The sequence below is a fragment of the Brevundimonas sp. 357 genome, assembly GCF_003938605.1.
Lineage (GTDB): Bacteria > Pseudomonadota > Alphaproteobacteria > Caulobacterales > Caulobacteraceae > Brevundimonas.
The window spans coordinates 86,431-110,772 of record NZ_RHWX01000012.1 but is presented as its reverse complement, the minus strand read 5'-3'; the positions used below and the strand labels follow the sequence as shown (position 1 = coordinate 110,772).

Annotated in this window: 33 protein-coding genes; 14 read left to right on the top strand and 19 right to left on the bottom strand. The window is 66.1% G+C overall.

The window, feature by feature from the left end:
* Positions 1 to 168: 168 nt before the first annotated feature.
* The 3 genes from EGK63_RS11975 to EGK63_RS11965 form a co-directional block, all read right to left on the bottom strand.
* Positions 169 to 681, bottom strand: coding sequence for a thioredoxin family protein (locus EGK63_RS11975; protein ID WP_207896373.1), 513 nt, complete (start codon positions 679 to 681; stop codon positions 169 to 171).
* A gap of 126 nt (positions 682 to 807) precedes the next feature.
* On the bottom strand, positions 808 to 1,131 hold the full coding sequence (locus tag EGK63_RS16610; protein ID WP_207896372.1) for a hypothetical protein: 324 nt from the start codon (positions 1,129 to 1,131) through the stop codon (positions 808 to 810).
* 54 nt (positions 1,132 to 1,185) lie between these two features.
* The gene (locus EGK63_RS11965; protein ID WP_165906599.1) at positions 1,186 to 1,548 is read right to left on the bottom strand and encodes a hypothetical protein; all 363 of its coding nucleotides are present in this window, start codon (positions 1,546 to 1,548) and stop codon (positions 1,186 to 1,188) included.
* A 104-nt stretch (positions 1,549 to 1,652) separates the two neighbouring features.
* Between EGK63_RS11965 and EGK63_RS11960 the strand changes: the two genes are divergently transcribed.
* The 5 genes from EGK63_RS11960 (at position 1,653) to EGK63_RS11940 (ending at position 3,890) form a co-directional block, all read left to right on the top strand.
* The gene (locus EGK63_RS11960; RefSeq protein WP_125901667.1) at positions 1,653 to 1,844 is read left to right on the top strand and encodes a TetR family transcriptional regulator C-terminal domain-containing protein; all 192 of its coding nucleotides are present in this window, start codon (positions 1,653 to 1,655) and stop codon (positions 1,842 to 1,844) included.
* Positions 1,845 to 2,103: 259 nt separating this feature from the next.
* Complete coding sequence (locus EGK63_RS11955) at positions 2,104 to 2,406, top strand: DUF2834 domain-containing protein (RefSeq protein ID WP_125901666.1); 303 nt, start codon at positions 2,104 to 2,106, stop codon at positions 2,404 to 2,406.
* Positions 2,407 to 2,531: 125 nt separating this feature from the next.
* Positions 2,532 to 3,083, top strand: coding sequence for a hypothetical protein (locus EGK63_RS11950; RefSeq protein WP_165906598.1), 552 nt, complete (start codon positions 2,532 to 2,534; stop codon positions 3,081 to 3,083).
* Between the two features lie 223 nt (positions 3,084 to 3,306).
* Positions 3,307 to 3,564 carry a hypothetical protein gene (locus EGK63_RS17010; protein ID WP_371412977.1) on the top strand — a complete coding sequence of 86 codons (258 nt, stop codon included), beginning with the start codon at positions 3,307 to 3,309 and terminating at the stop codon, positions 3,562 to 3,564.
* Between the two features lie 101 nt (positions 3,565 to 3,665).
* Entirely contained in the window at positions 3,666 to 3,890 is a 225-nt protein-coding gene (locus EGK63_RS11940; protein WP_125901663.1) for a hypothetical protein, read from the top strand.
* 51 nt (positions 3,891 to 3,941) lie between these two features.
* On the opposite strand, the gene EGK63_RS11935 is transcribed toward EGK63_RS11940, so the two are convergent.
* Positions 3,942 to 4,178 (bottom strand): glutathione S-transferase N-terminal domain-containing protein, encoded by a 237-nt coding sequence (locus EGK63_RS11935; protein WP_207896371.1) that lies wholly within the window; start codon positions 4,176 to 4,178, stop codon positions 3,942 to 3,944.
* Between the two features lie 241 nt (positions 4,179 to 4,419).
* Between EGK63_RS11935 and EGK63_RS11930 the strand changes: the two genes are divergently transcribed.
* The 5 genes from EGK63_RS11930 to EGK63_RS11910 all read left to right on the top strand — a co-directional run bounded on the left by EGK63_RS11930 (position 4,420) and on the right by EGK63_RS11910 (position 7,679).
* A complete protein-coding gene (locus tag EGK63_RS11930; protein WP_200167816.1) occupies positions 4,420 to 5,214 on the top strand; it encodes a hypothetical protein in 795 nt (264 codons plus the stop codon).
* Positions 5,215 to 5,291: 77 nt separating this feature from the next.
* Positions 5,292 to 5,780: a hypothetical protein gene (locus tag EGK63_RS11925; RefSeq protein ID WP_165906597.1), complete on the top strand. Its 489-nt coding sequence runs from the start codon at positions 5,292 to 5,294 to the stop codon at positions 5,778 to 5,780.
* Positions 5,781 to 5,814: 34 nt separating this feature from the next.
* Entirely contained in the window at positions 5,815 to 6,399 is a 585-nt protein-coding gene (locus tag EGK63_RS11920; RefSeq protein WP_125901661.1) for a hypothetical protein, read from the top strand.
* Between the two features lie 154 nt (positions 6,400 to 6,553).
* On the top strand, positions 6,554 to 7,102 hold the full coding sequence (locus EGK63_RS11915; RefSeq protein WP_200167884.1) for a TetR/AcrR family transcriptional regulator: 549 nt from the start codon (positions 6,554 to 6,556) through the stop codon (positions 7,100 to 7,102).
* Complete coding sequence (locus tag EGK63_RS11910; protein ID WP_125901659.1) at positions 7,092 to 7,679, top strand: hypothetical protein; 588 nt, start codon at positions 7,092 to 7,094, stop codon at positions 7,677 to 7,679. The genes EGK63_RS11915 and EGK63_RS11910 overlap by 11 nt, the downstream gene beginning before the upstream one ends.
* Positions 7,680 to 7,686: 7 nt before the next feature.
* On the opposite strand, the gene EGK63_RS11905 is transcribed toward EGK63_RS11910, so the two are convergent.
* From EGK63_RS11905 to EGK63_RS11870, 8 genes are all read right to left on the bottom strand, one after another.
* A complete protein-coding gene (locus EGK63_RS11905; RefSeq protein WP_165906595.1) occupies positions 7,687 to 8,523 on the bottom strand; it encodes an ankyrin repeat domain-containing protein in 837 nt (278 codons plus the stop codon).
* 81 nt (positions 8,524 to 8,604) lie between these two features.
* A complete protein-coding gene (locus EGK63_RS11900; RefSeq protein WP_125901657.1) occupies positions 8,605 to 9,510 on the bottom strand; it encodes a DUF2974 domain-containing protein in 906 nt (301 codons plus the stop codon).
* Between the two features lie 93 nt (positions 9,511 to 9,603).
* Positions 9,604 to 10,827 carry an ABC transporter permease gene (locus EGK63_RS11895; protein WP_125901656.1) on the bottom strand — a complete coding sequence of 408 codons (1,224 nt, stop codon included), beginning with the start codon at positions 10,825 to 10,827 and terminating at the stop codon, positions 9,604 to 9,606.
* Positions 10,824 to 11,513 carry an ABC transporter ATP-binding protein gene (locus EGK63_RS11890; protein WP_125901655.1) on the bottom strand — a complete coding sequence of 230 codons (690 nt, stop codon included), beginning with the start codon at positions 11,511 to 11,513 and terminating at the stop codon, positions 10,824 to 10,826. The genes EGK63_RS11895 and EGK63_RS11890 overlap by 4 nt, the downstream gene beginning before the upstream one ends.
* Positions 11,510 to 12,730, bottom strand: coding sequence for an efflux RND transporter periplasmic adaptor subunit (locus tag EGK63_RS11885; protein WP_125901654.1), 1,221 nt, complete (start codon positions 12,728 to 12,730; stop codon positions 11,510 to 11,512). Before EGK63_RS11885 ends, EGK63_RS11890 begins: the two co-directional genes overlap by 4 nt.
* Before the next feature lie 4 nt (positions 12,731 to 12,734).
* On the bottom strand, positions 12,735 to 13,448 hold the full coding sequence (locus tag EGK63_RS11880) for a hypothetical protein (protein WP_125901653.1): 714 nt from the start codon (positions 13,446 to 13,448) through the stop codon (positions 12,735 to 12,737).
* A 502-nt stretch (positions 13,449 to 13,950) separates the two neighbouring features.
* Positions 13,951 to 14,520 (bottom strand): hypothetical protein, encoded by a 570-nt coding sequence (locus EGK63_RS11875; RefSeq protein WP_125901652.1) that lies wholly within the window; start codon positions 14,518 to 14,520, stop codon positions 13,951 to 13,953.
* 41 nt (positions 14,521 to 14,561) lie between these two features.
* Positions 14,562 to 16,013: a hypothetical protein gene (locus tag EGK63_RS11870; RefSeq protein ID WP_125901651.1), complete on the bottom strand. Its 1,452-nt coding sequence runs from the start codon at positions 16,011 to 16,013 to the stop codon at positions 14,562 to 14,564.
* 206 nt (positions 16,014 to 16,219) lie between these two features.
* Here EGK63_RS11870 and EGK63_RS11865 point away from each other — a divergent pair, with 206 nt between their 5' ends.
* Both EGK63_RS11865 and EGK63_RS11860 read left to right on the top strand, forming a co-directional pair.
* Positions 16,220 to 17,314 carry a LysM domain-containing protein gene (locus tag EGK63_RS11865; protein WP_125901650.1) on the top strand — a complete coding sequence of 365 codons (1,095 nt, stop codon included), beginning with the start codon at positions 16,220 to 16,222 and terminating at the stop codon, positions 17,312 to 17,314.
* A 4-nt stretch (positions 17,315 to 17,318) separates the two neighbouring features.
* A complete protein-coding gene (locus EGK63_RS11860) occupies positions 17,319 to 17,837 on the top strand; it encodes a hypothetical protein (RefSeq protein ID WP_125901649.1) in 519 nt (172 codons plus the stop codon).
* 79 nt (positions 17,838 to 17,916) lie between these two features.
* Here the strand turns inward: EGK63_RS11860 and EGK63_RS11855 are convergent, their stop codons facing one another.
* The 7 genes from EGK63_RS11855 to EGK63_RS11825 form a co-directional block, all read right to left on the bottom strand.
* On the bottom strand, positions 17,917 to 18,735 hold the full coding sequence (locus EGK63_RS11855; RefSeq protein WP_125901648.1) for a DUF1521 domain-containing protein: 819 nt from the start codon (positions 18,733 to 18,735) through the stop codon (positions 17,917 to 17,919).
* A 98-nt stretch (positions 18,736 to 18,833) separates the two neighbouring features.
* Entirely contained in the window at positions 18,834 to 19,631 is a 798-nt protein-coding gene (gene sctT, locus EGK63_RS11850) for a type III secretion system export apparatus subunit SctT (RefSeq protein ID WP_125901647.1), read from the bottom strand.
* Positions 19,632 to 19,904, bottom strand: coding sequence for a type III secretion system export apparatus subunit SctS (gene sctS / locus EGK63_RS11845; protein ID WP_003164547.1), 273 nt, complete (start codon positions 19,902 to 19,904; stop codon positions 19,632 to 19,634).
* 11 nt (positions 19,905 to 19,915) lie between these two features.
* Positions 19,916 to 20,575: a type III secretion system export apparatus subunit SctR gene (gene sctR, locus EGK63_RS11840; RefSeq protein ID WP_003164548.1), complete on the bottom strand. Its 660-nt coding sequence runs from the start codon at positions 20,573 to 20,575 to the stop codon at positions 19,916 to 19,918.
* 1 nt (position 20,576) lies between these two features.
* The gene (locus EGK63_RS11835; RefSeq protein WP_165906594.1) at positions 20,577 to 21,548 is read right to left on the bottom strand and encodes a FliM/FliN family flagellar motor switch protein; all 972 of its coding nucleotides are present in this window, start codon (positions 21,546 to 21,548) and stop codon (positions 20,577 to 20,579) included.
* Positions 21,549 to 21,550: 2 nt separating this feature from the next.
* On the bottom strand, positions 21,551 to 22,210 hold the full coding sequence (locus tag EGK63_RS11830) for a response regulator transcription factor (protein WP_125901645.1): 660 nt from the start codon (positions 22,208 to 22,210) through the stop codon (positions 21,551 to 21,553).
* Entirely contained in the window at positions 22,207 to 23,307 is a 1,101-nt protein-coding gene (locus tag EGK63_RS11825; protein WP_125901644.1) for a sensor histidine kinase, read from the bottom strand. Before EGK63_RS11825 ends, EGK63_RS11830 begins: the two co-directional genes overlap by 4 nt.
* 110 nt (positions 23,308 to 23,417) lie before the next feature.
* Here EGK63_RS11825 and EGK63_RS11820 point away from each other — a divergent pair, with 110 nt between their 5' ends.
* Both EGK63_RS11820 and EGK63_RS11815 read left to right on the top strand, forming a co-directional pair.
* Positions 23,418 to 23,660 carry a hypothetical protein gene (locus tag EGK63_RS11820; protein WP_125901643.1) on the top strand — a complete coding sequence of 81 codons (243 nt, stop codon included), beginning with the start codon at positions 23,418 to 23,420 and terminating at the stop codon, positions 23,658 to 23,660.
* Positions 23,661 to 23,678: 18 nt separating this feature from the next.
* Positions 23,679 to 24,341 carry a hypothetical protein gene (locus EGK63_RS11815; protein WP_125901642.1) on the top strand — a complete coding sequence of 221 codons (663 nt, stop codon included), beginning with the start codon at positions 23,679 to 23,681 and terminating at the stop codon, positions 24,339 to 24,341.
* Position 24,342: the final 1 nt, after the last annotated feature.

Sequence of the window (24,342 nt, the reverse complement as noted above, 5' to 3'; positions counted from 1 at the left end):
CGCCCCGGGACTTTCTGCTGTCTGGGACACTGCGGGCCTTGCTCTGGAAAGAGGACTGGCTGCTCGAGCCGCAGACGTAGATCGTCTATCAGCATGTTTCGGTGGAATGAGCGCAGGGACAGTACTCGAGAATAGGAAGTCGTCGCCGTGTTGATGGGTCTGGTCGGCTCAGGCGGGAAGATCCGCCAGACTCGACAACTCATCGTAGATCGCATCGCCTGTCCGGCTTTCGGCATTTCGCCAACTGGTTGCTGTCGTGGGGTTCACCAGAACTCCGTCGCTCGTGAGCACCAGGACGTTCGGCAGGCCGGGTAACTCCGGCAGCCCGAAACGGCGCGCGATGCGCAGATTGTGGCCGTCACCGCTACGCGGCATCCCGATGTTCACAAAGACCAGTTCGTATTTGCGTTCGATGAGATCGGCGAAACGGCTGGTCTCCAGCCAACCGGCAAGCGCGCGGCTGTCGCTGCACCAGTTGGCGCCCATCACCAGTAGAACCCGCTTTCCTGATTGCCTGGCGCGCGCCAGCGCGAGATCCACGTCGGCCGACGCATCGTCGCTCACATGATAGGAGCGGGCCTCCGGCTTCGTCGCCGCCGCGAGCACAGGCGCGGGCGGGGGTGCAGAGGCGCAGGCCGTCACGGCGAGCGCCGCAGAGAGGATCAGCGTAAATTGTTTCACTAGGCGATCTCCCATGGACGGCGCGACCAGCGATGATCATCCATGCGATGTCCCCGGCGCCGAACCACGCTTCGCCACGAATTCGGCGCCCGGTCAAGCTGACAGCGCCTGCTGGCGCCGCCTGTCTTAGGCGGCAACGGCCAGATGGTTGAACCCGCCGCGGGGCTGGTTTTTGGCTTGGTATGGCTTCCGGCGCCTCGTTTGGCCCTGTACCTGCAAAAACGTCCATTTATGCTTGGGCATAAGGACTATTCGCATAGTGCCACGCCGTGGATGCGGCGCGTCCTGCCGGGCGTCTGAAGCATATCTTCGTCGCTGCGCCGGCGAAGCTTCAGGCAGCCTCTCTCCAGGGCGCAGCGGGCGGGCCAGGCTGTCGGCCTCCATCTCGCGCAATTGCTGGATCAGCATCTTCTCGCTGATGTCGGCAATGAGTCGCTTCAATGCGCCCAAGACGGCTCCTGACGGACCGAGGCGTGAACGCGCTGTGCGCCTGATGGCGCGAGCTTATGGATGAGCCAGGCCCGCCGTCGCGTGCAAGGCGGCGCCGACAAGGAAGGCTATGGCCAACACGATGGACACGCGGTTCCTGGCGGAAAACAGGACGGGTTGCAGGACGGCCCTGAGCAACCAGAAGCCCGCGCCCGCCAAGGCCAGCACGCCCATGTTCTCGTCTGTTTTCAACCAGAACAGAGCGGCGCCATAGGCGAAGAAGCAATAGGTCAGCATCACATTGAGCGTTTGAGTGACGGCGGTGTTGATCTTGCCGGATGACGCAAGCGTCGATGGCCAGCCGAACAGCCGCCAGAACATCAAGTGAAAGAGACCGAAACCGATATCAAAAATCGACGCCACGACGGCATATGTCAAAATCGGTTCTCCGATTTTCGAGTGAACGAGCGCCGGTCGATGACTATCTGATCCGTTGAGCGGACGAAATGCGCAACGTCAGCGCAGGCGTCAGGTGCGGGGACATGATCGCGCTGTTGAACGATGCGCTTAGCGAGGGGGCGATACGACGCGGCGTCGAGGTCGATCAGGTTGCTTTCGAGCTCATCGCCCATTGGGCATCGGCCAATGTGGCCGCCCTGATGGACGATCAGAAGCAGTTTCGGCGGGCGCGTCTGGCGTCCAGTCGTCTGGTCCAGGCGGTCCGATCTGAATGAGGCGCCAACCCCTCATCGCCCCCATTCTTTGAGCGACAGGCCCGAGCCATGCCGCCGGGACGATCCGTTCTGAAGCTTCCCGACGTCGGATGACCTGACGAGGCCTGACGCCGCGTGTAGAGCCAGCAGGTGAGCAGGCCTCCATTTACGATCAGTTGGCGGGGCTTCATCTTTGAGGGCTTCAAAGCAGGTGGCGCATGAGATTACGATCTCAGCTCAAAGGGCTGTTTGGGGTGGCGGAAGGTAAGCGTGGCTGAAAATGAAGACCTTCTATTTGCTGATGGCGCTGATCGGGACGATCATTCCCTGGGCGCTGTTTGGATCTTTCTTTGCGTTGAACGGAATTGATGTTCCGCTCTTTCTGCGCTCGTTGTTTGTGAATGGAGCGGCAGGCGGCTTTTCGGCCGATGTGCTGATTTCCATCCTGGTGTTCTTGATGTGGTCATGGCGAGACGCCGCCAAGCAAGGGGTGGCGCGATGGTGGCTGGTGCTTCCCGCCAGCGCCTTCGTGGGGCTGTCGCTGGCGCTGCCGCTCTACCTCTATTTGCGTGAGCGAGACTGAAAGCCGCGCTTGGTTCTGTACGGATGGGTTGGGCCGCTTACCTGGAGAGTCAGCCGAGCGCAGGCTCTTTCATCCATTTCCAATCACGCCGCGCGGACTGGTGATGCTGTTGCGGGAACCGAGTGTTGCGGGCTCAGCGCTGTCGCAGGCCCGGACAGGTTTGTGAGTTCGATCCTAAGGAGTTCGGCGGCCATGGGCGGGTCGCGGTTCGCGAGCACGGCCACGACCACGACGGCGTCATAATGAGGGAAGGCGACCGCTTCGGAATTGACCCCGAGCGTGCCGCCGCTGTGGCCAAACCAGGGATGCTCCTTGAAGCTGCCGGTACTGAAGCAGAAGCCGTAACCCAGGTCTGGAAGGTTTCCGCGGGCGGGGCCCGACACGATCTATTTCTGCTGAAGCAGGCGGGCTGTTTCCGGTTTGACGAGACGGCCGGACTGAAGCGCGGAGAAGAACCGTTCCAGATCGTCAACCGTGCTGAAGGCGCCGCGACGCAGGCGCGCGAGGCTTCGGTCTGTGCGCTGTGGTCTTGTGCTTGCGCTGCGACCGGCGACAGGAGCGGCAAGGCGGTGCGGAAAGCCGTCAGGGTTCGACGAGGCGATATTCTTTTGTTCTTGTTGGGGCGGTCAGGCGGCGTGCGCGGTTGTGTTGATAATGTGACAGCGCTAATATATTGAGTCGAACATGGCTAACAGCATCACTCTCGGCGCCCAATTGCGGCGTCTCCTCGAATTGCTCGACGGCGACGTCGAGACGGCCTACCGCCGGGCCGGCCTGAACTTTCGTCCGCGATACACGCCGATATTCCGGGCGCTCCTCAGGGAGGGCGCTTTGAGCATCAAGGATGTTGCGAACCTGGCCTGCGTCACTCACTCCGCAGCGAGCCAGACGATCGCGCAGATGACCCGGGAGGATCTGGTTCAAATCGAAATGGGGCGCGATCGTCGTGAACGCCTGGTCGGCCTGACGCCGCGCGCCCTGGCTATGACGCCGGACCTTGAGCGCTGCTGGGCGGCGACAGCGCGCGCCGCCGCGTCGCTGGACGAGGATCTGTCCTTTGAGCTGGAGCCCGTCCTACGCGCGGCTGTCGCCGCCCTGACGGCCAAGCCGTTTCTGGATCGAATGGTCGGTCCGCAGGACGCTTACAAGAAGGATTGAAGCGGCCTTACGTGGGCCTTTGGTTCCGGCCAGGGCGGCGTCGTTGCTTCTGCATGCGGCGCCCTTGATGATCGCGGGTGGCTTCTGGGCCGCTCGTCCCGATGTCGTCCATATCCCCCGATCCGGTCTTCGAGGTCGAACTGGTCGAGGAAGGCTTCGACCTGGCCATCCGGGTTAACCCCGCCCCGGACGACAGTCTGATCGGACGGTGTTTCGCCCACGACGACATGCCGCTCGTAGCGTGCCCGACCGTGTTCGACAGGGTGGAGAATGAGGCCCGGAACAGCCGCTATGCCAAAGGCGGCTCTCCAGTGATCGAGCGATAGATCATGTGGCTCGCACGGGTGGCGGCGTCCTGCGTCAGATTCCTGTTTCGATCACCAGGCGTCGGCTTCGGGGTGCTTTGCGGCCAGATAGTCCAGGATCGCCCCGGCTTGGGTCAACAGCCAACCGTCGCCTTCGATCAGGGTCGGCACCGCCCCGGCCGGGTTCACGGCCAGAAGTTCTGGTGAGCCATAGCCGACCTTCGTCGCCACATACGGCGCGCCGATCCACTCCAGAACGATATGCGGCGCCAACGAACAGGCTCCGGGCGCGAAGTAGAGAGTCGGCATGAGCAGGGATTTCCTTGTGTTTGACGACGAGCCTAGCGGTGAAGGCGCGCGCACCGATCCTGGTGATGGAGCCGGGGCGGCGTTTCGGTTCATTTTATTGATGTTGGAGCGAGGGGGGAGCGCAAGAAGGACTGCGGATGACAGAGGCACGGCGCGGCCGCGGGGCACAAGTTAAATGATCAATGTATAATTTAGGGAGAATCCCTATTGCGCATGGATATGAGCGGTGTTTAATTTGTGGATGAGCGCCGTCTTTGACGGCGAAGCGATTGAGGCGGAAAAACTGATGAAGCGTTACGGGATCACCCTTGTTTGCGGGCTTGCAACGGTTGTTGCGGCTCCGGTCACCGTCCAGGCGGAACCTGGCGCGTCGCTGATTGAAATCGCTGATGTTGATCGAGACGCAGTCCCGACGGGCACGCCTGCAGCCTTCTACGTGGCCTTCCCCAATGCGGATCGGAACGAGGCTCGGCGTCAGGTGGGAGGTGAGGACGTCTACGCCTTCGTACCGCTGGCGTTCATCCCGCTGACCGACACCCGGGTCGCATTGGTGAGCACTGGGGCCAACGATTGCACAGGCCAGGCCTGTTCGGGTCTCAATGCCGTGCACTATCTGGATCATCCGACAGGGGCGCCTCGCTATCCCTATACGCTGCAGGGCGAATGGCTCGATGTCGGCGCCACAGGCGTGGTCGGCAATCCTGCAGCGCGATGGGGTTGGACCAAGGCGATCGCGGACAATCCCGTTCTTTTCACCGAGGGCGGCGGCGTGTGGCAGGGGCGGGCTTGCGGATATGCCGTCCTGACCGAGTTGACGCCTTCCGGCCCCGTAGATATCGCGCGCTTCCAGACGTCCTTTTCGGACGCCAGCGCCGATGATGGCGACGCGGGCGTCGACGGCGTGATCACGTCTGCTGAGCAGGGCCGTAGCTTCACGGTGTCCTACAGCGGGTCCGTTCGTTTCAGCGAGACCTACAGGCGTGGCGCCGACGGCCAATTCAAGCTGGACGGGCCGAGCCGGGTTCCCGCCTGCTAGAGACCGCTCTTATCTTGAGGATTCCGCCGTCATGAACGGCGATGCAGAGACATATGGATATCTGAATGCGCATACTCATGATTGGATTGTCCGTCGCCGTATCACTGGCGGCGACAGGAGCACTGGCGCAGGACGCTTGTGCGTCGCTGGACAAGGGAAACCTGTACATCGGTCAGGTGCTGACGCAGGCGCAACAGCAGCAGCTTATGGCGGCGGCGCCCCTTGGAACGCTGCATTGCGGTCGCACGGGGTGCTGGGCTCAGGCGCAGGACGGGGTGAACTATAGATGGGGCCGTGACGGACGGATCGTCGGCAAGAAGGTCGAAATGTCCGCCCCGGTGAGCCTCCCGGGCTGGCGCGGCGAGATCGACCAGGCCTTCGCCGATCGCCTGGGCCAAGCGACTTGCTCCAGCTTCACGGTCTTTGAAGACGAGCTTGACGGCGGTCGTTCGATGAAGAGCGCGCCGCAGTCCACGGCGCAGGGACAGACGATCGTCGCCAGCCTCTTCGGGCGCGGGACCGAAGATGATCCTCTGACGATCGAGATGCTCGCGGTCGAGCAATAGGGGTCTCACGAGCTTGTACATTGCAGGAATTTTCATGACCCGCAGGACCGTCTGCGCCGCCCTCGGCGCATTCACCTTGGCCGCAATGCTCGCCGCCTGTTCTCAAGCCGAAGATGATGCCCGCGCCGAGGCGCCGGCCACAACGGCTCAGGCCGAAACGAGCGCGCCGGCCGTGGCTGTTGCGTCGGCGCGGGACGGCGAGGCGCCGCCGCTTTCGGCCTATGTCGGCAAACATCCGACGGAGCCTGTTCAGGGCGTTACCTTCTTCCAGCACCCAGACGTGCGCGCCGCCATCGACGCTTCCGGCGTGGATCGCGATATCCAGAAGGCCGTCTTCTTTGACGGCAATGTCGTCGGCGTCGTGACCGAGACGCGCGGGCGGTTGTTGCTTCATGGCTATGATCCGGTAGGGGCGGGCTCCACCAACTGGGCCATCCTGATGATTCCGGACGGTAGCAAGGCCGCAGTCTGCTACTCCACCGGCATCGTGAAATACGAACAGGGCGCGGACTGGTATTTCGAAGGCGACCAGGCCTTCACCCTCTATGCGCCGTGCCCGGCCGAGGAAGGGGATATGGAGACGCTCAGCAATTGGCCGATTGGTCCCATCCCAGGCTGAGGCGGCGCCAAAGGGCAGGTCGGGCGAGGCGGGCGTGGTTAATCTTTGACCTTCGATCCGCGTTGTTCGCCTGCTATGTCGAGCTATGGGCAGGCGATCGGATCATACACGGCAGGAACTCGAGCATCTGTTCGTAGTTGAGGGCCACAAGCATATGGCCGAGGTCGGCTTTGCGCGTTTTTCAGCGCGCGAGGTGGCCAAGCGCGTCGGCTATTCGATCGGTACCCTGTACAACGTCTTCGGTACGCTGGATCAGCTGCTGATCGCGATAAACACCCGCACATTCCAGCTCTGGGCCGACCATGTGCGCGAACGACTGGTCACGGCGCCGGATGACCGCATCGGCTGTCTGGTTCAGGCCTATTTCGACTTCGCCACAGCCAATGAGCACAGCTGGAACGCCATCTACGACCATCATCTGCCGCCGGACGTAACCTTGTCCGATGCGCAGAACGCGCTGCGCGGCGAGCTGACGCAGATCATCGTTGAAGAGGTGGCGGCTGTCCTGCCGTCCGACGCCCATGCGGGCGCGCCGCGACTGGCCCGTTCTCTTATCGCCGTCGTCCATGGACATTGCGTGTTCGATTTGAACGGCAGCTTCGCTCTCATGGGGCTGGATCGGCCCGTCGCCCTGGCTCTGGAGCGGGTGTGGGAAACCCTGGTCCATGCGGGAGCGACGCCCCGTAAAATTATTGAGCGATGATCAGAATTATTGGATAATCCGCTCCGGTGCGACGATCCATGTCGCATGGCGGGAGTTCTTGATGATCGGACGACGGATGATCGGCGTGTTGGCCTTGGTCGTGGTTCTGACAATGGCGGGACCGGCGCCGGCTCAAATTGTGTCGAGCGCCGATGAGGAGGCAGCGCGGGAAGTCCTGCAGCATCTGATGCGGACGGATCCCGAATTCGCCGAGGTTCAGTTCAGGCTGGTGAAGTCGCAGGCCGCCCTTTCTGTAAGGATCGAGAGACTCGTAGCGACAGGCGTCCTCTGCAAACTGCTGTCCGAAGACGATGCGCGCCTGATCGTTGCCAATGGACGTCAGGACATGAACGCCGGGCGCGTCCTTCTGCTCGAAGAACAGAAGGACGCTTTCGAGATCTATTGGGAAGGGTTGCGCGATGGCGCGCAGGCGGCGTCTGACCATGCTCCGCCGGAGCCGGCTGAGTGCGAGGCGTTCTCCAGACCGGGAGGAACGCTGGTCAAGCTGCTGACCTGGACTGATCGTCCGCAGTTCCTTGACTCCGGCGTCCGCGCCAGTCCGCGGACGCTTCCTTGATAGCTGATTATCGTGAGCTTTCGCTCGGCCAAAGTTCTCGCATCCGTCGCACCAGTTCGGGCGAGGGAGGGCGACCGCCTTCTGCGCCGGCGGGCGGCCAGCGGCCGGCCAGGACGTCGGCGCGCACGGCCTGGGCCGAGGGCGGGGGGAAGCGCCAGCCGGCGGCGGTCATGCGGGCTTTGACGCGCGCTTCGGCCTGGATCTCGACGGGTTCGGCAGGGCGGACGGGGGCGTTCAGGGCGGCGGCGATGGTGTCGCCGTTGACGCCGACCGCCCAGGGATCGGCGCCGCGTTCCAGCAGAAGTTCGGCGATCCGGTAGTTGCGCATGGCGACGGCGGTTTCCAGCGGCGTGCCGCCGGTGCGGTCGGCCCGGTTCACGTCGGCTCCGTGATCCAGCAGCAGTCGCACGGCGCCGAGCGAGTTCAGGGCGATAGCCTCGTCCAGCGGCCAGAAGGCGTCGGGCGCGACCGGATCAGGCGAGGCGCCTGCCTGAAGCAGGGCCTGGGCGTGCCAGGGCTCGCGGGCGCGCAGGGCCAGGCTGAGCGAGGTCTCGCCGTTCGGGCCGTCGGGCGGGGCGCCCTTTTCCAGCAGCAGGCTGACCATGGCCCGGTCGTCGCGCGCGACGGCCAGGGTCAGAAGATCCAGATTCCGGCCGTCGCCGATGCGGGCCAGGGCGGGATCGGCGTCCAGCAGGCGGCGGGCCTTCGCCAGGTCGCCGTCGCGGACCGCCTCGACCATGTCGCGGGTGGAATGGCCGTCCCGGCCCAGCGCGGCCACGCTGGTCGGGGAGGGCAGGACGGTGCCGACGACAAAACCGTCGGCGCGAGCGTCGCAACCGCTCATCAGAACTCCAGCGAGAAGGATCGGCGTGAAGAGGCGCATCTTGGCGTTGAACGGACTGTGGGTCGAGGCCGTTCCGCCTCCTTATCGCATGGCGTCCAGGCTGGACTGGAACCATTCGACGCCGTGCAGGGCGCCGGGCGTCCAATTCCACCAGGACTGGTCCTCGGGCGGGGTGGGGGACACGGGGATGCGGTCGCCGACAGCCTCGGGCGCGTCGCCCGCCCATCCGGCGGCCACGCCGCCGAGCGGGCCGAGCAGAACCGCTCCCAGGCCTCCGAGGATGATGCGGTCGCCGCCGTCCTGCAGTAGGCTGAGCGGATCGCCTTTGAGGTAGAAGGCGTCGATGTCGGGAGTCGGGCGCCCGCCCGCCTGGGCGGCCTCGATCGTCGAGGCGTGCAGGCCGGAGGCGTTGAAGGTGTCCGCGTCATGGCCCGACGCCAGGGACGCGGCCGAGGCCATGCCGCCGCCCAGCGAATGGCCGGTCAGGGTGACGTCCGCCTCGACGGCGGCCAGCCTCTGGCCGATGCGCAGGGCCTTGTCATAGTGTTCGGAGGACAGGCCCAGCGCCTGCTGGCCGTTGTTGAGCCAGTCCTCGCCCGCCTGGGAGCCGCGGAAGGCGACGACGTAGCGGGTCTGGCCTCCCTCGTCGCTGACATAGACGCGGGCGCGGAATTCGGAATCGGCGCGCTCCAGCAGGTCAGGCGCCAGTCGCAAGCGGTCCAGGTCGTCCGGTCCGGCCACGCGCCAGCCGTCGGGCGGCGAGGGGGTATCGTTGTAGACGTCGGCTGACAGCGCCAGATGCGTGCGTGCGGCGTCCAGGTCGACGACATTGTCCGAACGGGCGGGGGCGGCCACGGTTTGAGCCGGAACCGGCGCGGCGGGCGGCGACGCCCAGTCCAGGGCGACGCGCGGATCGTCGTCGAAGCGCGTCGCCGCGGGCGTCGTCTGAGGTTGAAACGATGTCGCGCCGATCCGGTCGATCTGCATGGTCGCCTCCCGATCCTATGCAGTGACCCTATCGCTGCCCGCCGAACCGCGCTGCTAGGGTCTTCCCTAGACTTATGATTATGAACTCGGAGCCTAACCTTTGGCCGCTATCGAAGGCGGAGTGTTGGCGGCGCGCCATGCAGCGATGATCCCAATCGCAATCCCAAGGCCCCAACCTGCGCTCACAGCGAGCAGCCCTGCCGATAGATCAAGCTTGACCGGCCAGTCCCATAGTCGAGAGGCCATCGCCGCTGCGCCGATGCCGGCGGAAAGTCCGATCGCTGAGGCGACGGCTCCGACCAAGGCGTGCTCGACCGTGATTTGGGCCAAGATGCCGCGCATATCCGCACCCATCGCAAGACGCAGCGCAATCTCGCGGCGCCTCTGAACGGTGGCCGCCAGCGCGATGCCGCCATATCCGATCAGGCTGGCGACGAGCGCCGCCCCGGTAATCGTCCACAACAGACGAGAGAGGGCGCGCCGCTGCCTGACCTGCTCCAGGATATCGGCCCCTGGGTCGTCGTAACTGTAAGGACTGGCGCGCGACATCGGCACGCCGGCCATGCGTCGCATCAGTCGGTCCGCTTGGAATCGGACGTCCTGCATGTCGACCTCGGGCGCCATGAAGAAGCTGAGCCAACTGGCTTCTCGCGGACCGATCGACGGGTTGTCAGACTCCGGTCGTGCGTCGAAGAAACGACGCGCTGAAAGGAAGGGGGCGATGATGGCGTCGTTGAAACGTCCAGCTGGTCGCGTGTTGGCATAGTCCAGAACCCCGACCACTTCACAGCGTGGTCCTCCTAGGGAGAGCTCATCCCCTACAAGGCGAGCGGCTTGTCCGCGCTCTTCACCGAGAAAATCGGCGAGAGTCGCGCCGACGAGACACACCCGCGTCAGTCCTCCCAGTTCTTCAGTCGTCAACCAACGGCCAGCGACCAGATCGGCGTCCAACTCCCGCCGATAGTCCCCATAGGCGCCAAATACGCGCACAGCACGGGTCTCGTTTCGTCCCTGCAACGGCGCCGAGGTCTCGACCCATGCTGCCGAGCTCTCGACATTGTCCAATTCCTGCAGAAGGCGCGCCTGGTCATCGAGTGAGGGCGGACCTCGGCGGGAAGGAACCAGACCGTTGGCTCGGATTACCAGGGTCGTGGCGTAATCTCCAAAGGCCAAACGTTCTAGTCGTTCCGAAAAGCCGCCCAATACTGAAGCGGAAAAGACAACGCAGGCCACAGCCGACGCTAGCGACAGGATCAGGGACAGAGTGCGCAATGGGTGAGCGGTTGCGCCCCATACGGCGAAGCGCAGCACGTTCATGACGCCCCGCTCGTGATGGCCGTCATTCGACCGTGGGACAGCTCAATCCGCCTGTGGGCCGACTCGATGACAATAGGGTCATGGCTGGCGCAGACCACCAGCGCGCCTTCAGCCGCCAGTTGCATCAAGCGGTCGACGAGAAGGCGGCTATTGACCTCGTCCAGTGAAGCTGTGGGTTCGTCACAGACGATCAGACGCGGACGTTGCGCCAGAATTCGCGCCAATCCGACCCTTTGGCGCTCACCGCCCGACAAGGTGGCTGTCAGCGCCTTCAGCCGATGCGATAGACCAAGCTCTCTAAGAGCGGCCTCTGCTCTGGCGCGTCTTTGGCTTCGCGGGACGCCGCGATAGGCCAGCGGTATCTCTACATTATCGACGGCCCGCATTCGCTCAATCAGGCCCGCATCCTGAAACAGATAACCAATTTCGGATCGGCGTAATCCGGCGCGCTCGCGCTCGCTCAACTCATGCACCGGGACGCCGGCGATACTCAGACAGCCGACCGACGGCGTATCGAGAAGACCCAACAGGTTCAGCAACGTCGACTTGCCGCACCCCGACGGCCCCTGGACGACCACGAATTGTCCCCATGTCAGGCTCAGGTCCACATCGGATAACGCCGACACGTCTCCTTCGCGAGAAGAATAGTTTCGACCCAGCCCCCAAGTCTGGACGCCATCGCTCATACGGCGCCGCGTGAATCTGTACGGTTCTTGAGAATGACCTGTTCGCCTTCTCTCAGACCTTCCGTGATTTCTATGAAGTCATCCGTCTCGCCGCCGATAAGCACCTCTCGGCGCTGTGGCGACCCGTTGACCAGCACGAAGACCACGCGCTTGCCCGTGCGCAGCATTCGACCGATTTCCAGACCGTCGGCTGAAGCCCGAACCATGCCCATGTCGCCCTTATGTTGAGCCAGCAACTCTTCGAGCTTGCCCGGAGGCAGGGGCGGCACGTAACCGTTTGGCTTGTAGAAGGTCGCCTGGGCTGGAATCCGCAGAACGTTTCGGGCGTTGGCCCGAACAAGCTGAACCGAGGCGGACAAGCCAGGACGCAGGACGCCAAACGAATTGTCGTATTCTGCAAGCGCGCGATAGGACACGAACCGACCCTCCCGTATCGGCGCGCGACCAAGGCTGACAAGGCGCGCCTGCTCCAATACGCCCGGCGATGAGTCGACGGTGAACAGCACCTGACTGTCCAGGCTGACACGGTTCAGATCGGCTTCGGACACCATGATTTCCAGCGTCATGGCCTTTTCATCCTGTACAGTCTGGAACAGGGGGCGCGCATCCTCTGGCGTGACACGCTGTCCGACGCGGGCGTCGACCAAGGTCACAACCCCGTCCAGCGGCGCGAGAATATCCGAACCAACGCCTTCGGCCTGGGCCAGCCTGGCCCGCGCAAGAGCCGCTGTCCGTTCCGCCGTCAGACGATCTACCGTGGCGCGGGCGCAGTCCACCTGGGCCTGAACCTGAGCCGTAGCAGCCGCGCTCACGAACCCCCGATCTTGCAGCGTGCGGCTGCGCGACAACTGCTCCTCGGCTTGCCGGATGGCGATCTGGGCTTCGCGAATAGCGGCTTCCGAGGCGGCTGCGCCCGCATCGGCCATATCTCCCGCGGGCGCCCGCGTCGGCGCCGACAGTGTGGCCAGAACCTGGCCGGCGCGCACCGTGTCGCCTTCCTTGACATAGACCGCAGCCACAACGCCCGCGCGTGGCGCCCTGACTTCGGCCATGCCGGCAGCGAGCAGCGTGCCGGTCGCCGGTACGATGTCGCGCACATCACCGATCTCGACCGCCGACGTTTCATAAGCGCCGTCGCCGGCCGACTCGGAACAGGCGGCCGCGAACAGAACAGCCACCGCCAGCAGAAAACGTCGCCACCCGCCTTCCGTCGGCATGGCGCTAGTTCGACACGGAGGTCAGCACCATCGTGCCGCCCGACACGCTTTCGACGACCGGCCAGCCATAGCGTTGAGACAGCAGTATCTCCAACTCCGTGACCTCAGTCATTTGTCCGGGGGCCTGAGGCGCGGCGTGCGGCATTTTCAGGCGATAAAGCCGCACAGGCTCACCGGGCGCGCCCGTGACGGTCGGGTGCGTTACGCCGCAACCGACGAACGTCACGGCGGCTTCGCCTTGGGCAGGCGCTGCATCAGAATCGGACAGCGTTTCAGTCATCGGGATTTTAACGGTGTGGCCTGGTTGCAAGCCCTTTATGGCGTCCTCGGCGCCGTCATATCGGATTGATCGGCCGGTCGAGGCGGTCAGAAGAAGACCGAGACGCGCCTGCCGCGATTCCGGTGGGGACGACATTTCGCCCATACCCAGAACCTCGTCATAATTTACCATGTCTCCAGAGACGTTGCGAATGGTCTGGGCGCGCGTCATGAGCGGCTGATTTTCGTCGCTGCTGGACATCGTATAGTGAAAGACGCGCCCCGCTCTAGGGGGATCACTGGCAATGGCGGCATCGCAATGCTGAGCGCGATAGAATGCCGACGCGGAGGTGAGTTGTTCGCTTGACGTGGCCGCAGACACCTCCGCGCCAGCGCCTTCAGGCTCCGATTGACTACACCCTGTCAAAATGAAAAACGCCATGAAGATGGCGGGGTGCATAAAATTAGATTTCATCGGAACCATCGTTTACCTAGCAACCGCAGCATGATGACGCGCACTGGAAACGCTTTGCAAAGTCACTATGGTGCACGGCCGAGTATGGAATCTAGCAGTCTGCGAGATAATTCTTTTACTTACTGCGCGGAAGCAGCAGCGCTGGCTAACGAAAAAATGAGTATGCAGCACTGGCAATAATCCTGTGCATTACAACCTCTTCTTTTCTTGAAGGCTAGCCTGCAATTCAAATTGACCAAACGTTGGTGGTCGAGTAAAGTTATTTGATATCGGTGCGGTAGCTCGTGTGTGCGAGAAGAGAGGGAAGGAGATGAGCGAGCCAGCCTTCGCCAGGCTTGACGCATTGGTCCGCGGCGCCGTTACGGGCGTCGAGAGCTTTCAGCGGCTTCGTATGAAGAACTCGACTGATGCGGATCGGCTAAAGCAGATGCTTGGTTTTTAGGAACGGGATGCTCGGCTCGAACACCTGACGCCTTGGAGGCGTCGCCTAGCTCGCGGCGCTCGCGTGCAATGCCTGGTCGAAGGCTGCGCGGGCGGGGCGAGGCAAGGCGTCGACGCGCGCTGACAGCCATTCGGCGACGTCCTGGCCGGGAGCGGGCGGGGCGACGCCTGCGCCTTGAGCGAAGTCGGGCAGGGCCTTGGGCTTTTGCGACAGCGCGGCGGCGACCCCGCCGGTGAAGAAGCCGGCGTCCTCGGCGCGAGGATGCCAGACGCCGCCGTCCTTCTGTTCGGAGGCGGACAGGGCGGGGACATCGGCCGTCAGCGCCGCCCATTGCCGCCCCAGATGCGCCGCCTCGCCGTTCTCCAGCATGGCGGCGGCGTAGGCCTGCAAGGCGCGGCGACCGCCGAGGCCGCTCTGAAGCTGGTTCGCCACGCCCTGAGGGTCGGCGTCCACGGCGGCGGACAGGGCGAGTAGGGACGTCGCATCGATCCGGGCGGCGGCGGTGATGAAGCTCTCGGTCGTGACGGCGACGGAAGGGAGCGTCTCGGGGGAGGAGTCGCAGGCGGTCAGCATGGTCAGGGTCGCCAGGATTGGAAGCCAACGGGGGGCAGGCAAGGCCGCGTCCTTTCCGTCCGGGCGCGGCCAGACTCTGAGGATCAGTTCAGCGGGATCCGCGTCACGGACTCCCAACCCTCGTTGTAGCTGACTTCGGCCGGGCCGTCATAGGGGCGGCGGCCGTCTGCGCCGGTCGGGGTCGTCAGGGCCACGATGCTCTCGAACAGGTCCGCCTGGCCGCTCTGATACTGGCTCAGGGCCGTGTCGAAGACCTGGTCGCTCAGCCAGCCGGTCGCGTCGCTGACGCCCGGCCCGGGCAGCTTGCCGGTGGCGAAGCCGAAGATGGTCTTCAGCGTCTCGACGTTCTCGGCCGCGCCCTTGTTCACGCCCTCGAAGGCTTCATGCAGGGCGCCGGAGAAATAGCCCATGCGCTCGGCGGCCGGATAGAAGACGCCGCCGTCCTGCTGCGTCGGGGCGGTGAAGCGTTGCAGCATGTCGCCCTTCAGATCATTGCCGCGCGCCAGCTGGTCGACCAGGCCGCGGATGGTGTCGGCGCCGCCGTCCTGACCCAGGGTCTCCTGCAGGAAGGCGGTCATGCCCTTGCCGGCCTGATAGTCCTGCTCCAGCGCATCGACCACGCCGTTGACGTCGGATTTCAGCAAGCCCTCCATGCCGGCGCGGATTTCGTCGGCGGCGTCGCCGGTCCCGAGCGAGGGCGTCAGCACGCCGTTAGCGCTCGAGACGCTGGCCATCTGGCGCCCCGCCAGTTCGAACACCCGCGCCTTCAGCTCGGCGTCGGGGCTGGTGGCGGCGGCGTCGACGGCTGCGGCCAGCGGTCCGGCGTCATAGCTGTAGGCCGGCACGCCGCCTTGCATGTTCGCGTACATGGTCTGCTGGGTTCCGGCCTCGAAGACGGCCGACAGCTGGGCGTCGCTCAACGATCCATAAGCGGTGCTCAGCGCCGAGGCGTTGCCGCCCAGGCTGCCCAGCACATGGGCCACGGCCAGGCCTTCGGTGTCGCCTTGATCAGAGATCATCACGCCGCCCATGCCGTCGGCCTCGGTCGTCTGGGGCGCCAGGGCGGCGATGAAGCCGGTCTTTACGTCAGACGTCGCGTGGGCGGCGACGCCCTGCGCCAGCTCGATCTTCTGCTCGCGGTTGTCATAGGCGTTGTAGACGCGCTCCAGCTGGGTGGCGTCCAGCGAGCCGCCCAGCGTCGTATGCAGGTCGCGGCGCTCGTCCACGTTCAGCCCGCCGCCCATGCCGAGGAAGCCGGAGTTGTCGAGCTCGTCCGTCCACTTGTTCAGCTCGTCGTCGGACAGTTCGGAGACGACGGCGTTGCGCTCCTGCGCCGTCAGGCCGTTCAGCGTGGCGTTGATGTCCCGAAGGTCGCCCTGGGAGACGTCGTTGAAGAAGCCTTCGTCCAGGCGGTCGCGGATCGTGTCCAGCGCCTGATCGACCCGGCTGGTCGAGGGCGATCCAGCGACAGGGCCGCTGGCGGGCGAGGCCAGGACGCGGGTGTCGATGGACGGCGAAAGAGGCGTGACGGTCATGACCGGCTCCTGCACGATGCGGACGGATATTGGAGCGAGCCTATGGTCGGGACGGCGGCGGCATAAGCTGGGGGCGTCCTTAGCTAGGGACGTCCCCTATACCGGGGCGCCTGCGAACAGCGCCGCTAGGGAAAGCCCCAGATTTCAGACGCGCGAAGAGAGGCCAGACTGGCCTGACGGATCACCGCGTCTTCTGGAGCCGACCCATGTCTTTCGCCGCTTCCTCCGCCACCAGCCTGTCCGCCGCCGTCGGGGCGCGCGACGCCGCGCCCGCCCACACCGTCCGGGCGGGCGAGACCCTGTCCGGGATAGCCGAACGCTATGGCGTCAGCGTGGGCGACCTGCTGGCGGCGAACCGGCAGATCACCAATCCGAACCTGATCCATCCCGGCCAGACCGTGACGCTGCCGGTCGGCGCGGGACAGGGGCAAGGCGCGGCGCAGGTCGAGACGGCGGTCGTTCATACGGTGCGCGGGGGCGACACCCTGTCGGGCATCGCCCAGCAATACGGGATGAGTTGGCGCGAGCTGGCGGCGGACAACGGCATCGCCAATCCGTCGCTGATTCAGGTCGGTCAGCAGATCCGTCTGAACGGCGCGGCGCCCGAGACGGCGACGCCGGTGTCCGAACCCGCCGCTGAAGCGACGCCCGCGACGGCGCAAGACGGCGTCAATCCGGACCTGGGCGCCCTGTCGGCGCGTTATGAGACGGGCGGGCGCGGGCCCGGCACGGTGTCGTCCGGCTCGGGCGATCCCGGCGGGGTGTCCTACGGCTCCTATCAGCTGGCGGTGAACCGCAACCGGCCGCAGGAGTTCCTGGCCGCCGACGGCGCGCGCTGGGCCGATGAGTTCGGCGGGGCGGCGGCGGGCACGCGCGCCTTCTCCGACACCTGGCGCGCCATCGCCGCGCGCGAGCCGGAAGCCTTCCAGGCCGCTCAGCACGCCTTCATCGAGCGCACCCACTACGATGTGCAGTCCGCCCGGATCGAGAATGCGGGTCTGGACGTCTCCAACCGCTCGCATGCGCTTCAGGACGTGGTGTGGTCGACCTCGGTCCATCATGGTCCGAACACGGCGGTCGTCACCCGCGCCATGGCGGCGGTCGAGCGCCAGGGGATCGACGCCTCCAGCCCCGACTATGATCGCGCGCTGATCAACGCCGTCTATGACGAGCGCGGCCGCCGCGACGGCAACGGCGAACTGGCCTACTTCTCCAGCTCGCGCGCCGATGTTCAGGCGGGCGTGGCCCAGCGGTTCGAGGACGAGCGCCGCGACGCCCTGAACATGCTGGACGGCCGCTGAATGCATGACTGAATCCAGCGCCATCTCCCGCGCGAACGGCGCCTCGGCGGTCTCCGCCGGGGCGTCTTCTGTCGACAGCCGCGCATTGGCCGTCGGCGCCGCCGTTCAGGCGATGGCCGAGCTGGCCGGCGCGGTCCGGCCCGATCCGGCGGACAGTGTGGATCGCGGCGTGGCCCTGTCCCAGGTCTGGGCCGAGCAGGGGCAGCAGGGCGGGGCGGTGGTCGGCGGCGACATGCGCGTGCTGGCCGCCCAGACCGGCCAGGCGGTCGCCGCGCGGCTGAGCGCCGTCTCTCCGATCGAGACGGGCCGCATCGACCGCGCCCTGACCGACTTCGTGCGCGCGGTTCAGGATCATGCTCGCGCGACGCCGCACCTGACCGCGCCCGCCGTGGTCGAGCCGATGCTGCGCGCCCTGGCGGCGGGTCTGGCGCGCGAGGAAGGCCCCGCCGCCGCCCGCGACAGCGCCGTCGAACAGTTCGCCCGCATGGTGGACGCTGCGACCGCTTCATTGGACAGACGCTGAGCGCGATCCCTTGCTGTGACACAAAACAAACCCCGCGGACCGAAGTCCGCGGGGTTTCGCGCTGAACCGCAGGTGAAGTTCAGCGCGTCGGCGTTGGGCCGAGGGCGATGCGCGGGCTGCCGGGCTCGCTGGTTTCAGAGGCGCCGCCCAGGGCTTCAGCCAATCCGTTCAACACGCCGGTCAGCAGCCAGGCGCCCAGCACGCCGCGCAGGGCGTCGCTGAAGGCCTGAAGCGCCTCGGGCAGGCCGGCGTTGCCGATCTTGGTCAGGTTGAAGTCTTCCTGGCTGACGGCGTCGCCGGTGATGCCGCTGGTCCAGCCCGATCCGGCGGCGTCGTCCTCGCGGATGGTCAGGCCGTCGCGATAGGCGGCGTCGAGGGCGTAGCCGTTGTTGCTCATGCTGATGTTCAGGTCGCCCAGCCGGTTCTGGCTGACGCCGTCGATGATCATGGCCTGGTCGCCGCGCGTGATGACCAACTGGCTGGTGACGGTGGCGTTGGGATTGTTGCCGAAGGGCTCGGTGTTGACGGTGATCTTGGTGCCGTTCTCGAGCTCCAGGGTCATGGTGTCCCAGAAGTCGCCGACGTGCCGGCCGTTGTAGTTGAAGTGCGGATCGCCCCAGATCTGGGTGACGTTGCCGTCGGCGTCGCGCACCACGAACTCGGAGTTGGCCTCGTTGATCTCCAGCGTATAGCCGTCGCCCAGGTCCACCGTGGCCTTGCCGTCCTGGGGCATGGAGGCCGAGAAGGCGGGGGCGGCGGGCTGGAAGGCGCCGTTGAGCATCACGCCCAGCTGGAAGCCCATCTGGGCGAAGTTGGCCGCCGTGGCCATGCGGTCGGCGACCGCGCCGAGCACGAGAGTTCCGACGGCGTTGGAAAAGGCGGTGTTGATGCTGGTCATCGTGCAGCCCCGAGGTTGATCTTGCTGACCGGCATCGGACCACGCTGAGGCGGGGCTTCACAGTCGGGACGGTCCCCATCAGGGACGACCCTAGCTTTTTAGCTTGAGCGCCGACCCATCGCCTTCAGCACCTCCAGAACCGTGTCGTGGCGGCCCATGATCTCGTTCAGCAGGGTCTGCACCAGGCCGGTCATCATGATCAGGATGATCAGGGTCGCCAGCCACGCCTTGATCGACAGCGACAGTGAGAAGACGTTCAGCTGCGGCGCATAGCGGTTGACCAGGCCCAGGGCGCCGTCGGTGACGAACAGCACCACCAGAACCGGCGAGGCGAACAGCACGGCCAGGGTCATCAGCCGCGTGAACTCGCCCTCGAACAGGCTGAGGCTGTTCATGGTCAGCACCGGCGTCAGGCTGCCGATGGGCCAGATGACGAAACTGTCCAGGATGGTGCCGACCAGCAGCAGCAGGCCGCCCGAGAACATGAAGACGAAGTTGGCCAGTCGCCCCAGGAACTCGCCGTTCAGCGAGGTCTGATGCCCGCTGAGCGGGTCCACCACCTGGGCCATGGTGGCGCCGACCTTGGTGTCGATGATCTGGCCGGCGGCCTCGAACGCCCACAGCATGGTGGCGAAGAAGAAGCCGATGACCACTCCGACCAGGGCCTCCTTGCCGAACAGCAGGATCCACTGGACTGTCGGCAGGGTCATCTGGGTCACCTGCGGCTGCATGGTCAGTACGGCCAGGCCGAACACCAGGAAGATGGAGTTGCGGACCATCGCCGGCACGGTCTGCGGCGACAGCAGCGGCATCAGCAGGAAGGTCGTCGCCACCCGCGTGGTCGACACCGCCACCAGGATGGCGTTGTCGAACAGAGTGTCCAGACCCTCGAACACCTAGCGGCGCACCAGGGCCGGGAACTCGGTGAAGATGCGGTCGCTGAACTGATACAGCGAGCCGCCGATCAGCGCCGCCGTGGCGAACAGGGTCAGCACGATGGCGAAGAATTTGGCCGTATATTGCAGGGTCTGTTCCTGAAGCTGCGTCGCCGACTGGATCACCGCCACGATCAGGCCGACGATGGAGGCGGCGATGATCGGCGGGGCCGACAGGAACAGGACGAGCCAGAGGGCCTGATTGACGAGCTCGATGGCCTGGGCGTTCATCATGGGGCGTTCTCCTAGACGTAACTGAGCACAAGGCCGTGGGACAGCTTCACCCACCCGTCGATCAGCACGAACAGCAACAGTTTGAACGGCAGGGAGACGGTGGTCGGCGACAGCATCATCATCCCCATCGCCAGCAATATGTTGGACACCACCAGGTCTATGATCAGGAAGGGCAGGAAGATCAGGAAGCCGATCTGAAACGCCGTCGCCAGCTCCGACACGGTGAAGGCGGGCACGACGACCAGGAAGTCGCGCGCGGTGATCTCGGCGCGTTTTTCAGGCGTCGAGATGCGCTGGGCGGTGCGCAGGAAGAAGGCGCGCTCGCGCTCGGACGAGTGCTTGATCAGGAAGTCGCGCAAGGGCTCCTTGGCGCTGTCGGCATAGGCGAACAATTGCTGGGTGTCGCTGAGGGCGGCGGTGGGCGGCATGTGGTTGGTGGCTTCGGCCATGCGCTGGCCGACCGGGAACATGACGTAGAGCGTCAGGATCAGCGCCATGCCGTTCAGCACGATGTTCGGCGGCACCTGTTGCAGGCCCAGGGCGTTGCGAAGCAGGGACAGCACCACCACGATCTTGGTGAAGGACGTCACCATCACCGCCACGAAGGGCGCGAGCGCCAGCAGGATGACGGTGACGAGCGCCGAACCCGGCGAGAACTGGGACAGGTCCATGTCAGACGGCCTCCTTCGGGTCGGCTACGGCGTCGATCAACACGGCGTAGGCCTCGCCCAGGGACACCAGGCGGCCGCGCGCGAAGGCCTGGCCGGCGCTGCGCAGGGTGACGCGCATTTCGGCGTCCAGTCCGGTCAGAGGCAGGACGGCGCCGGGGCGCAGCTCGGTCAGGGTCTTCAGCGGCACGGCGGTCTCGCCCAGATCGACCGTCACGGCGATCGGCGTATCGGCCCCCGGCGTCAGTCCGTGCGCGTCTTCGGCAGGCGGGGCGGCGGCCTCGGTCATGCGGCTTTCCTTGCGTTGATGGGTGAAGTTTCGGGATGCGGAGGCGAACAGGCCGGCGGCCGTCCCGCCGGGAACCGACAGACGCGCAGACCAGGCTCCGGCCAGAGCGGGGATCAGCAGCAGGTCGCCTGCGCGCAGGCTCGACAGATCGTCGGGCGACAGGCGCGGCCCTTCGACGAACAGTCGGGCGGGCAGGGGCAGGTTCAGTCCCGACGTTCCGTCTCCGGCGCGGCGCAGGCGCAAGGCCACGCCGGGCGGTAAGGACAGACGCGCCTCATGCAACGTACGCTCGCCGTTGCTGAGGCGGACCTCGACGTGCGCCGCATCGATCGTGTCGGAACGCACGCCAACGGGCGTCAGCGCCTCGGCGCCTGCGTCTTCCAGCGCCGCCAGCAGCGGCTCTAGCGTCGAGACGGCGGCCAGCAGGGCAGCGTGGTCGCCGTTCTCGAAGGCCGCGCCGTCGATCGTCAGAGGCGCGACACGGACGAGGCCGTGCGGCGTGGCGAAGGCGACCTGCTCGCCGACGATGGCCTCGTCCTGATCGGGGATCAGAACGCTGACGCGCAGTCCGTTCAGCATCAGGCCGTCCAGAGCAGCGACGGCGGCGGCGCGGGCGCGCACGGTCGGCTCGTCCAGCCGGGGCGGGCGCGCGGGCGCGAGCGAGGGGGGCAGGGCGTCCAGGGCCACGCTCACGCCTCCTCGATCTGGCCGGACACCGCCATGCGGACCAGATGGGTCAGGGTCGGCGCCTCCATCTTGGTCATGATGCGGGCGCGGTGCAGTTCGACCGTCTTGGGGCTGATGCCCAGGTCATAGGCGATGACCTTGTTGTAGGAACCGGCCACGACCAGATCCATGACCTCGCGCTCGCGCGCGGTCAGGCGAGCCAGCCTTTCCTGATAGGCGAGGGACAGCGGAGAAGTGGTTGTTTCATCTTCTGTTTCTGATGGCGTAGTGCGGAAGGCCAGGGCGATGGCCTCTTCCAGCGCCTTCTCCTGAAAAGGCTTCTCCAGGAAGGTGACGGCGCCGCGCCGCATGGCCTCGACCGCCAGGGGCACGTCGCCGTGGCCGGTCATGAAGATCACCGGCTGATCCAGCCCGCGCTCGCGCGCCGCCTCCATCAGCTCTAGCCCCGACATCCCCGGCATTCGCACGTCCAACAGGAAGCAGGCGGGTTCGGCCGGGCGCTCGATCATGGCCTCCAGGAAGGCGACGGGTTCTTCCCAGCACTCGACCTCATAGCCCAGGCTTTCCAGCCACCAGGCGGCGGACTGGCGGAACTCGGCGTGGTCGTCGACCAGGCAGATGCGGCCGGACGGTCCTTCTGCCGGCGTTGCGACGGCGCTCATGGGCGGGCCTCCTCGGTCGGGGTTTCGGCCGCGGCCAGCGGCAGGGCGATGTGAAAGACGCTGCCGCCCGTCTCGCCGGGCGTGAACCACAGGCGGCCGCGATGCAGTTCGATGATTGAGCGGCAGATGCCCAGGCCGACGCCCATGCCGCCGCTGCGGGTGCTGAAGAAGGGCGAGAAGACGCGGGCGGACGCCTCTTCCGGCACGCCCGGCCCGGTGTCGGTCATGGTCAGTTCGATCTGGCGCGCGTCCAGGCTGTGACGCGCCTCTATGGTCAGTTCGCGCCGGGGCAGGTCGACGCCGCGCATGGCGTCCAGGGCGTTGCGCGCCAGATTGACCAGCACCTGCTGGATCATGACCGGATCGCCCAGAACGGCGGGCAGGTCCGGCGGCGTGGCGGCGCGGGCCGTCACCCGGTCGCGGGTGATCTCCCAGTCCAGCAGATCCAGGGTGTTGCGGGCCAGCCGCGCCAGATCCAGCCGCTGCACCTGGGGCTGGCGCTGATCGACGAAGGTGCGGACGCGCTGGATGACGCCCGAGGCGTAGAGCGCCTGCTCGGTGGCGCGGTCCAGGGCCTCGGCGCCGGTCTCGAGCGTCAGGGCGCCGCGTTGCAGCCGCGCCTTCAGCCCGCGCAGGAGGTTGGCGATGGAGCCGATCGGCTGGTTCAGCTCATGGGCGATCATGGTGGCCATTTCGCCCACCGACAGCACGCGCGAGGTGGTCAGCAGCTCTTCGCGGTCGGCCAGGTGGCGCTGCTGGGCCTCCTGACGCTCTGCGGCGTCGGACAGCTCCAGGAAGACCAGGCCGTCGGACAGGGCCAGGCGCGCGTCATGCACCCGGCGGCCGCCCGGCTGGACGATCAAGGCGTCCGAGGCGCCCTCGCGCCGCGCCGCCGCGATCGCCTCGGTCAGGCCGGGCAGGCGGGCCTCGACGACCGACAGGGTCTCGCCCTCGCGCCATTCGGGGAAGGCGGCGGCGAAGGCGGAGGAACGCCATGTCAGGCCGCGCGCGTCGAAGGCGGCGGCGCAGATGTTCAGCGCCGACAGGGCGGTGTCGGTCCATTGCGGCGCGTCGCGCGGGCGAAGGGCGGCGGTCATCGGCGCGCCTCCGGGCCGCAGGCGGCTAGGGAAGTCCCGCATGGCGAGGGCGCGCCGATGCGCCTAGATTGGCGGCCTAGCGTGGAGCGTTCCACGTCGAGGAGACCGCCATGACCACGATCCGCACCGACAACGCGCCCCTGTCCGGCGTCTGGTCGCGCGATCTGTCGGCCTCGACGCCGCTGGGCGCCGAGGCGCGAGCTCACGGTCGCGGCGGCCAGGCCTTCGGCGACTTCACCGCCTTTGCGGGCGATGACGTGCGCGTGCGGGTGTCGGATCGGCTGGATATGGACGCGGCCGCCCGCGCCATCGCCGATCATCTGACCGAAACCCGCGACAACGGCTTCGGCTGAGGCTATGCCTCGGTCATCGTGACCGATCTCGTTCTCAAGGCTGAACCCGACTGGGCCGGTGCGGCTCAAGCTCTGATCGACGGGCTGAATGGCCAGTCGACGCCCGATGCGCGCGTCACCGTGTTGCAGCGCGTCTGCGACGGACTGGGCGAGGCGCTCTATCCCGGCTTCGTCAAGCTGCTGGCCGCCGTGGCGCGCTTCGGCGACGAGGAGGCGCGGAGGCTGGCCGCCGACGCCCTGGCCCGCGCCCTGACGACCGATCGCCTGCCCGCCACGCGCCTGCCGGCCTGGGGCGCGGCTGCCTTTTCGGGCCTGTCCGGCCCCGGCGGGGGGCTGATGACCAACGCCCGCAGCGTGGGGCCTCTGGAGTTCCTGTGCGTCTGGTTGACCCGCGACGTGGTGGGCCAGCCGCTGGAGGACGAGGCGTTCGAGCGCGCGGCCGCCCTGGTCCTGACCCTGATCCAGGCCTCGCCCGAGGCGGCGCGCCTCTATGCCGGAAAGCTGGCGGCGGACGCCGACAGCCCGACTGAGGGATTGCATAATCGCCAGAGCCGCCGTCTGGTGCGGCTGACCGCCGAAGGGCTGGCGGCTGGCCGCGCTCCGGCCGAGACGGCGCGCGCCGTGCTGGACGCCGCCCGCGCCGATCGCGACCAGGGCCGCTGGGATTTCACGCCGCGCTGAG

Excerpts from the sequence above, each read along its gene's own strand:
- EGK63_RS11960 (WP_125901667.1), top strand. The coding sequence starts at position 1,653 with ATGATCGCGCTGTTGAACGATGCGCTTAGCGAGGGGGCGATACGACGC.
- EGK63_RS11955 (WP_125901666.1), top strand. The coding sequence starts at position 2,104 with ATGAAGACCTTCTATTTGCTGATGGCGCTGATCGGGACGATCATTCCC.
- EGK63_RS17010 (WP_371412977.1), top strand. The coding sequence starts at position 3,307 with ATGACCCGGGAGGATCTGGTTCAAATCGAAATGGGGCGCGATCGTCGT.
- EGK63_RS11940 (WP_125901663.1), top strand. The coding sequence starts at position 3,666 with ATGTCGTCCATATCCCCCGATCCGGTCTTCGAGGTCGAACTGGTCGAG.
- EGK63_RS11935 (WP_207896371.1), bottom strand. The coding sequence starts at position 4,178 with ATGCCGACTCTCTACTTCGCGCCCGGAGCCTGTTCGTTGGCGCCGCAT.
- EGK63_RS11930 (WP_200167816.1), top strand. The coding sequence starts at position 4,420 with ATGAGCGCCGTCTTTGACGGCGAAGCGATTGAGGCGGAAAAACTGATG.
- EGK63_RS11925 (WP_165906597.1), top strand. The coding sequence starts at position 5,292 with ATGATTGGATTGTCCGTCGCCGTATCACTGGCGGCGACAGGAGCACTG.
- EGK63_RS11920 (WP_125901661.1), top strand. The coding sequence starts at position 5,815 with ATGACCCGCAGGACCGTCTGCGCCGCCCTCGGCGCATTCACCTTGGCC.
- EGK63_RS11915 (WP_200167884.1), top strand. The coding sequence starts at position 6,554 with ATGGCCGAGGTCGGCTTTGCGCGTTTTTCAGCGCGCGAGGTGGCCAAG.
- EGK63_RS11905 (WP_165906595.1), bottom strand. The coding sequence starts at position 8,523 with ATGAGCGGTTGCGACGCTCGCGCCGACGGTTTTGTCGTCGGCACCGTC.
- EGK63_RS11900 (WP_125901657.1), bottom strand. The coding sequence starts at position 9,510 with ATGCAGATCGACCGGATCGGCGCGACATCGTTTCAACCTCAGACGACG.
- EGK63_RS11895 (WP_125901656.1), bottom strand. The coding sequence starts at position 10,827 with ATGAACGTGCTGCGCTTCGCCGTATGGGGCGCAACCGCTCACCCATTG.
- EGK63_RS11890 (WP_125901655.1), bottom strand. The coding sequence starts at position 11,513 with ATGAGCGATGGCGTCCAGACTTGGGGGCTGGGTCGAAACTATTCTTCT.
- EGK63_RS11885 (WP_125901654.1), bottom strand. The coding sequence starts at position 12,730 with ATGCCGACGGAAGGCGGGTGGCGACGTTTTCTGCTGGCGGTGGCTGTT.
- EGK63_RS11880 (WP_125901653.1), bottom strand. The coding sequence starts at position 13,448 with ATGCACCCCGCCATCTTCATGGCGTTTTTCATTTTGACAGGGTGTAGT.
- EGK63_RS11870 (WP_125901651.1), bottom strand. The coding sequence starts at position 16,013 with ATGACCGTCACGCCTCTTTCGCCGTCCATCGACACCCGCGTCCTGGCC.
- EGK63_RS11865 (WP_125901650.1), top strand. The coding sequence starts at position 16,220 with ATGTCTTTCGCCGCTTCCTCCGCCACCAGCCTGTCCGCCGCCGTCGGG.
- EGK63_RS11860 (WP_125901649.1), top strand. The coding sequence starts at position 17,319 with ATGACTGAATCCAGCGCCATCTCCCGCGCGAACGGCGCCTCGGCGGTC.
- EGK63_RS11855 (WP_125901648.1), bottom strand. The coding sequence starts at position 18,735 with ATGACCAGCATCAACACCGCCTTTTCCAACGCCGTCGGAACTCTCGTG.
- sctS (WP_003164547.1), bottom strand. The coding sequence starts at position 19,904 with ATGATGAACGCCCAGGCCATCGAGCTCGTCAATCAGGCCCTCTGGCTC.
- sctR (WP_003164548.1), bottom strand. The coding sequence starts at position 20,575 with ATGGACCTGTCCCAGTTCTCGCCGGGTTCGGCGCTCGTCACCGTCATC.
- EGK63_RS11830 (WP_125901645.1), bottom strand. The coding sequence starts at position 22,210 with ATGAGCGCCGTCGCAACGCCGGCAGAAGGACCGTCCGGCCGCATCTGC.
- EGK63_RS11825 (WP_125901644.1), bottom strand. The coding sequence starts at position 23,307 with ATGACCGCCGCCCTTCGCCCGCGCGACGCGCCGCAATGGACCGACACC.
- EGK63_RS11820 (WP_125901643.1), top strand. The coding sequence starts at position 23,418 with ATGACCACGATCCGCACCGACAACGCGCCCCTGTCCGGCGTCTGGTCG.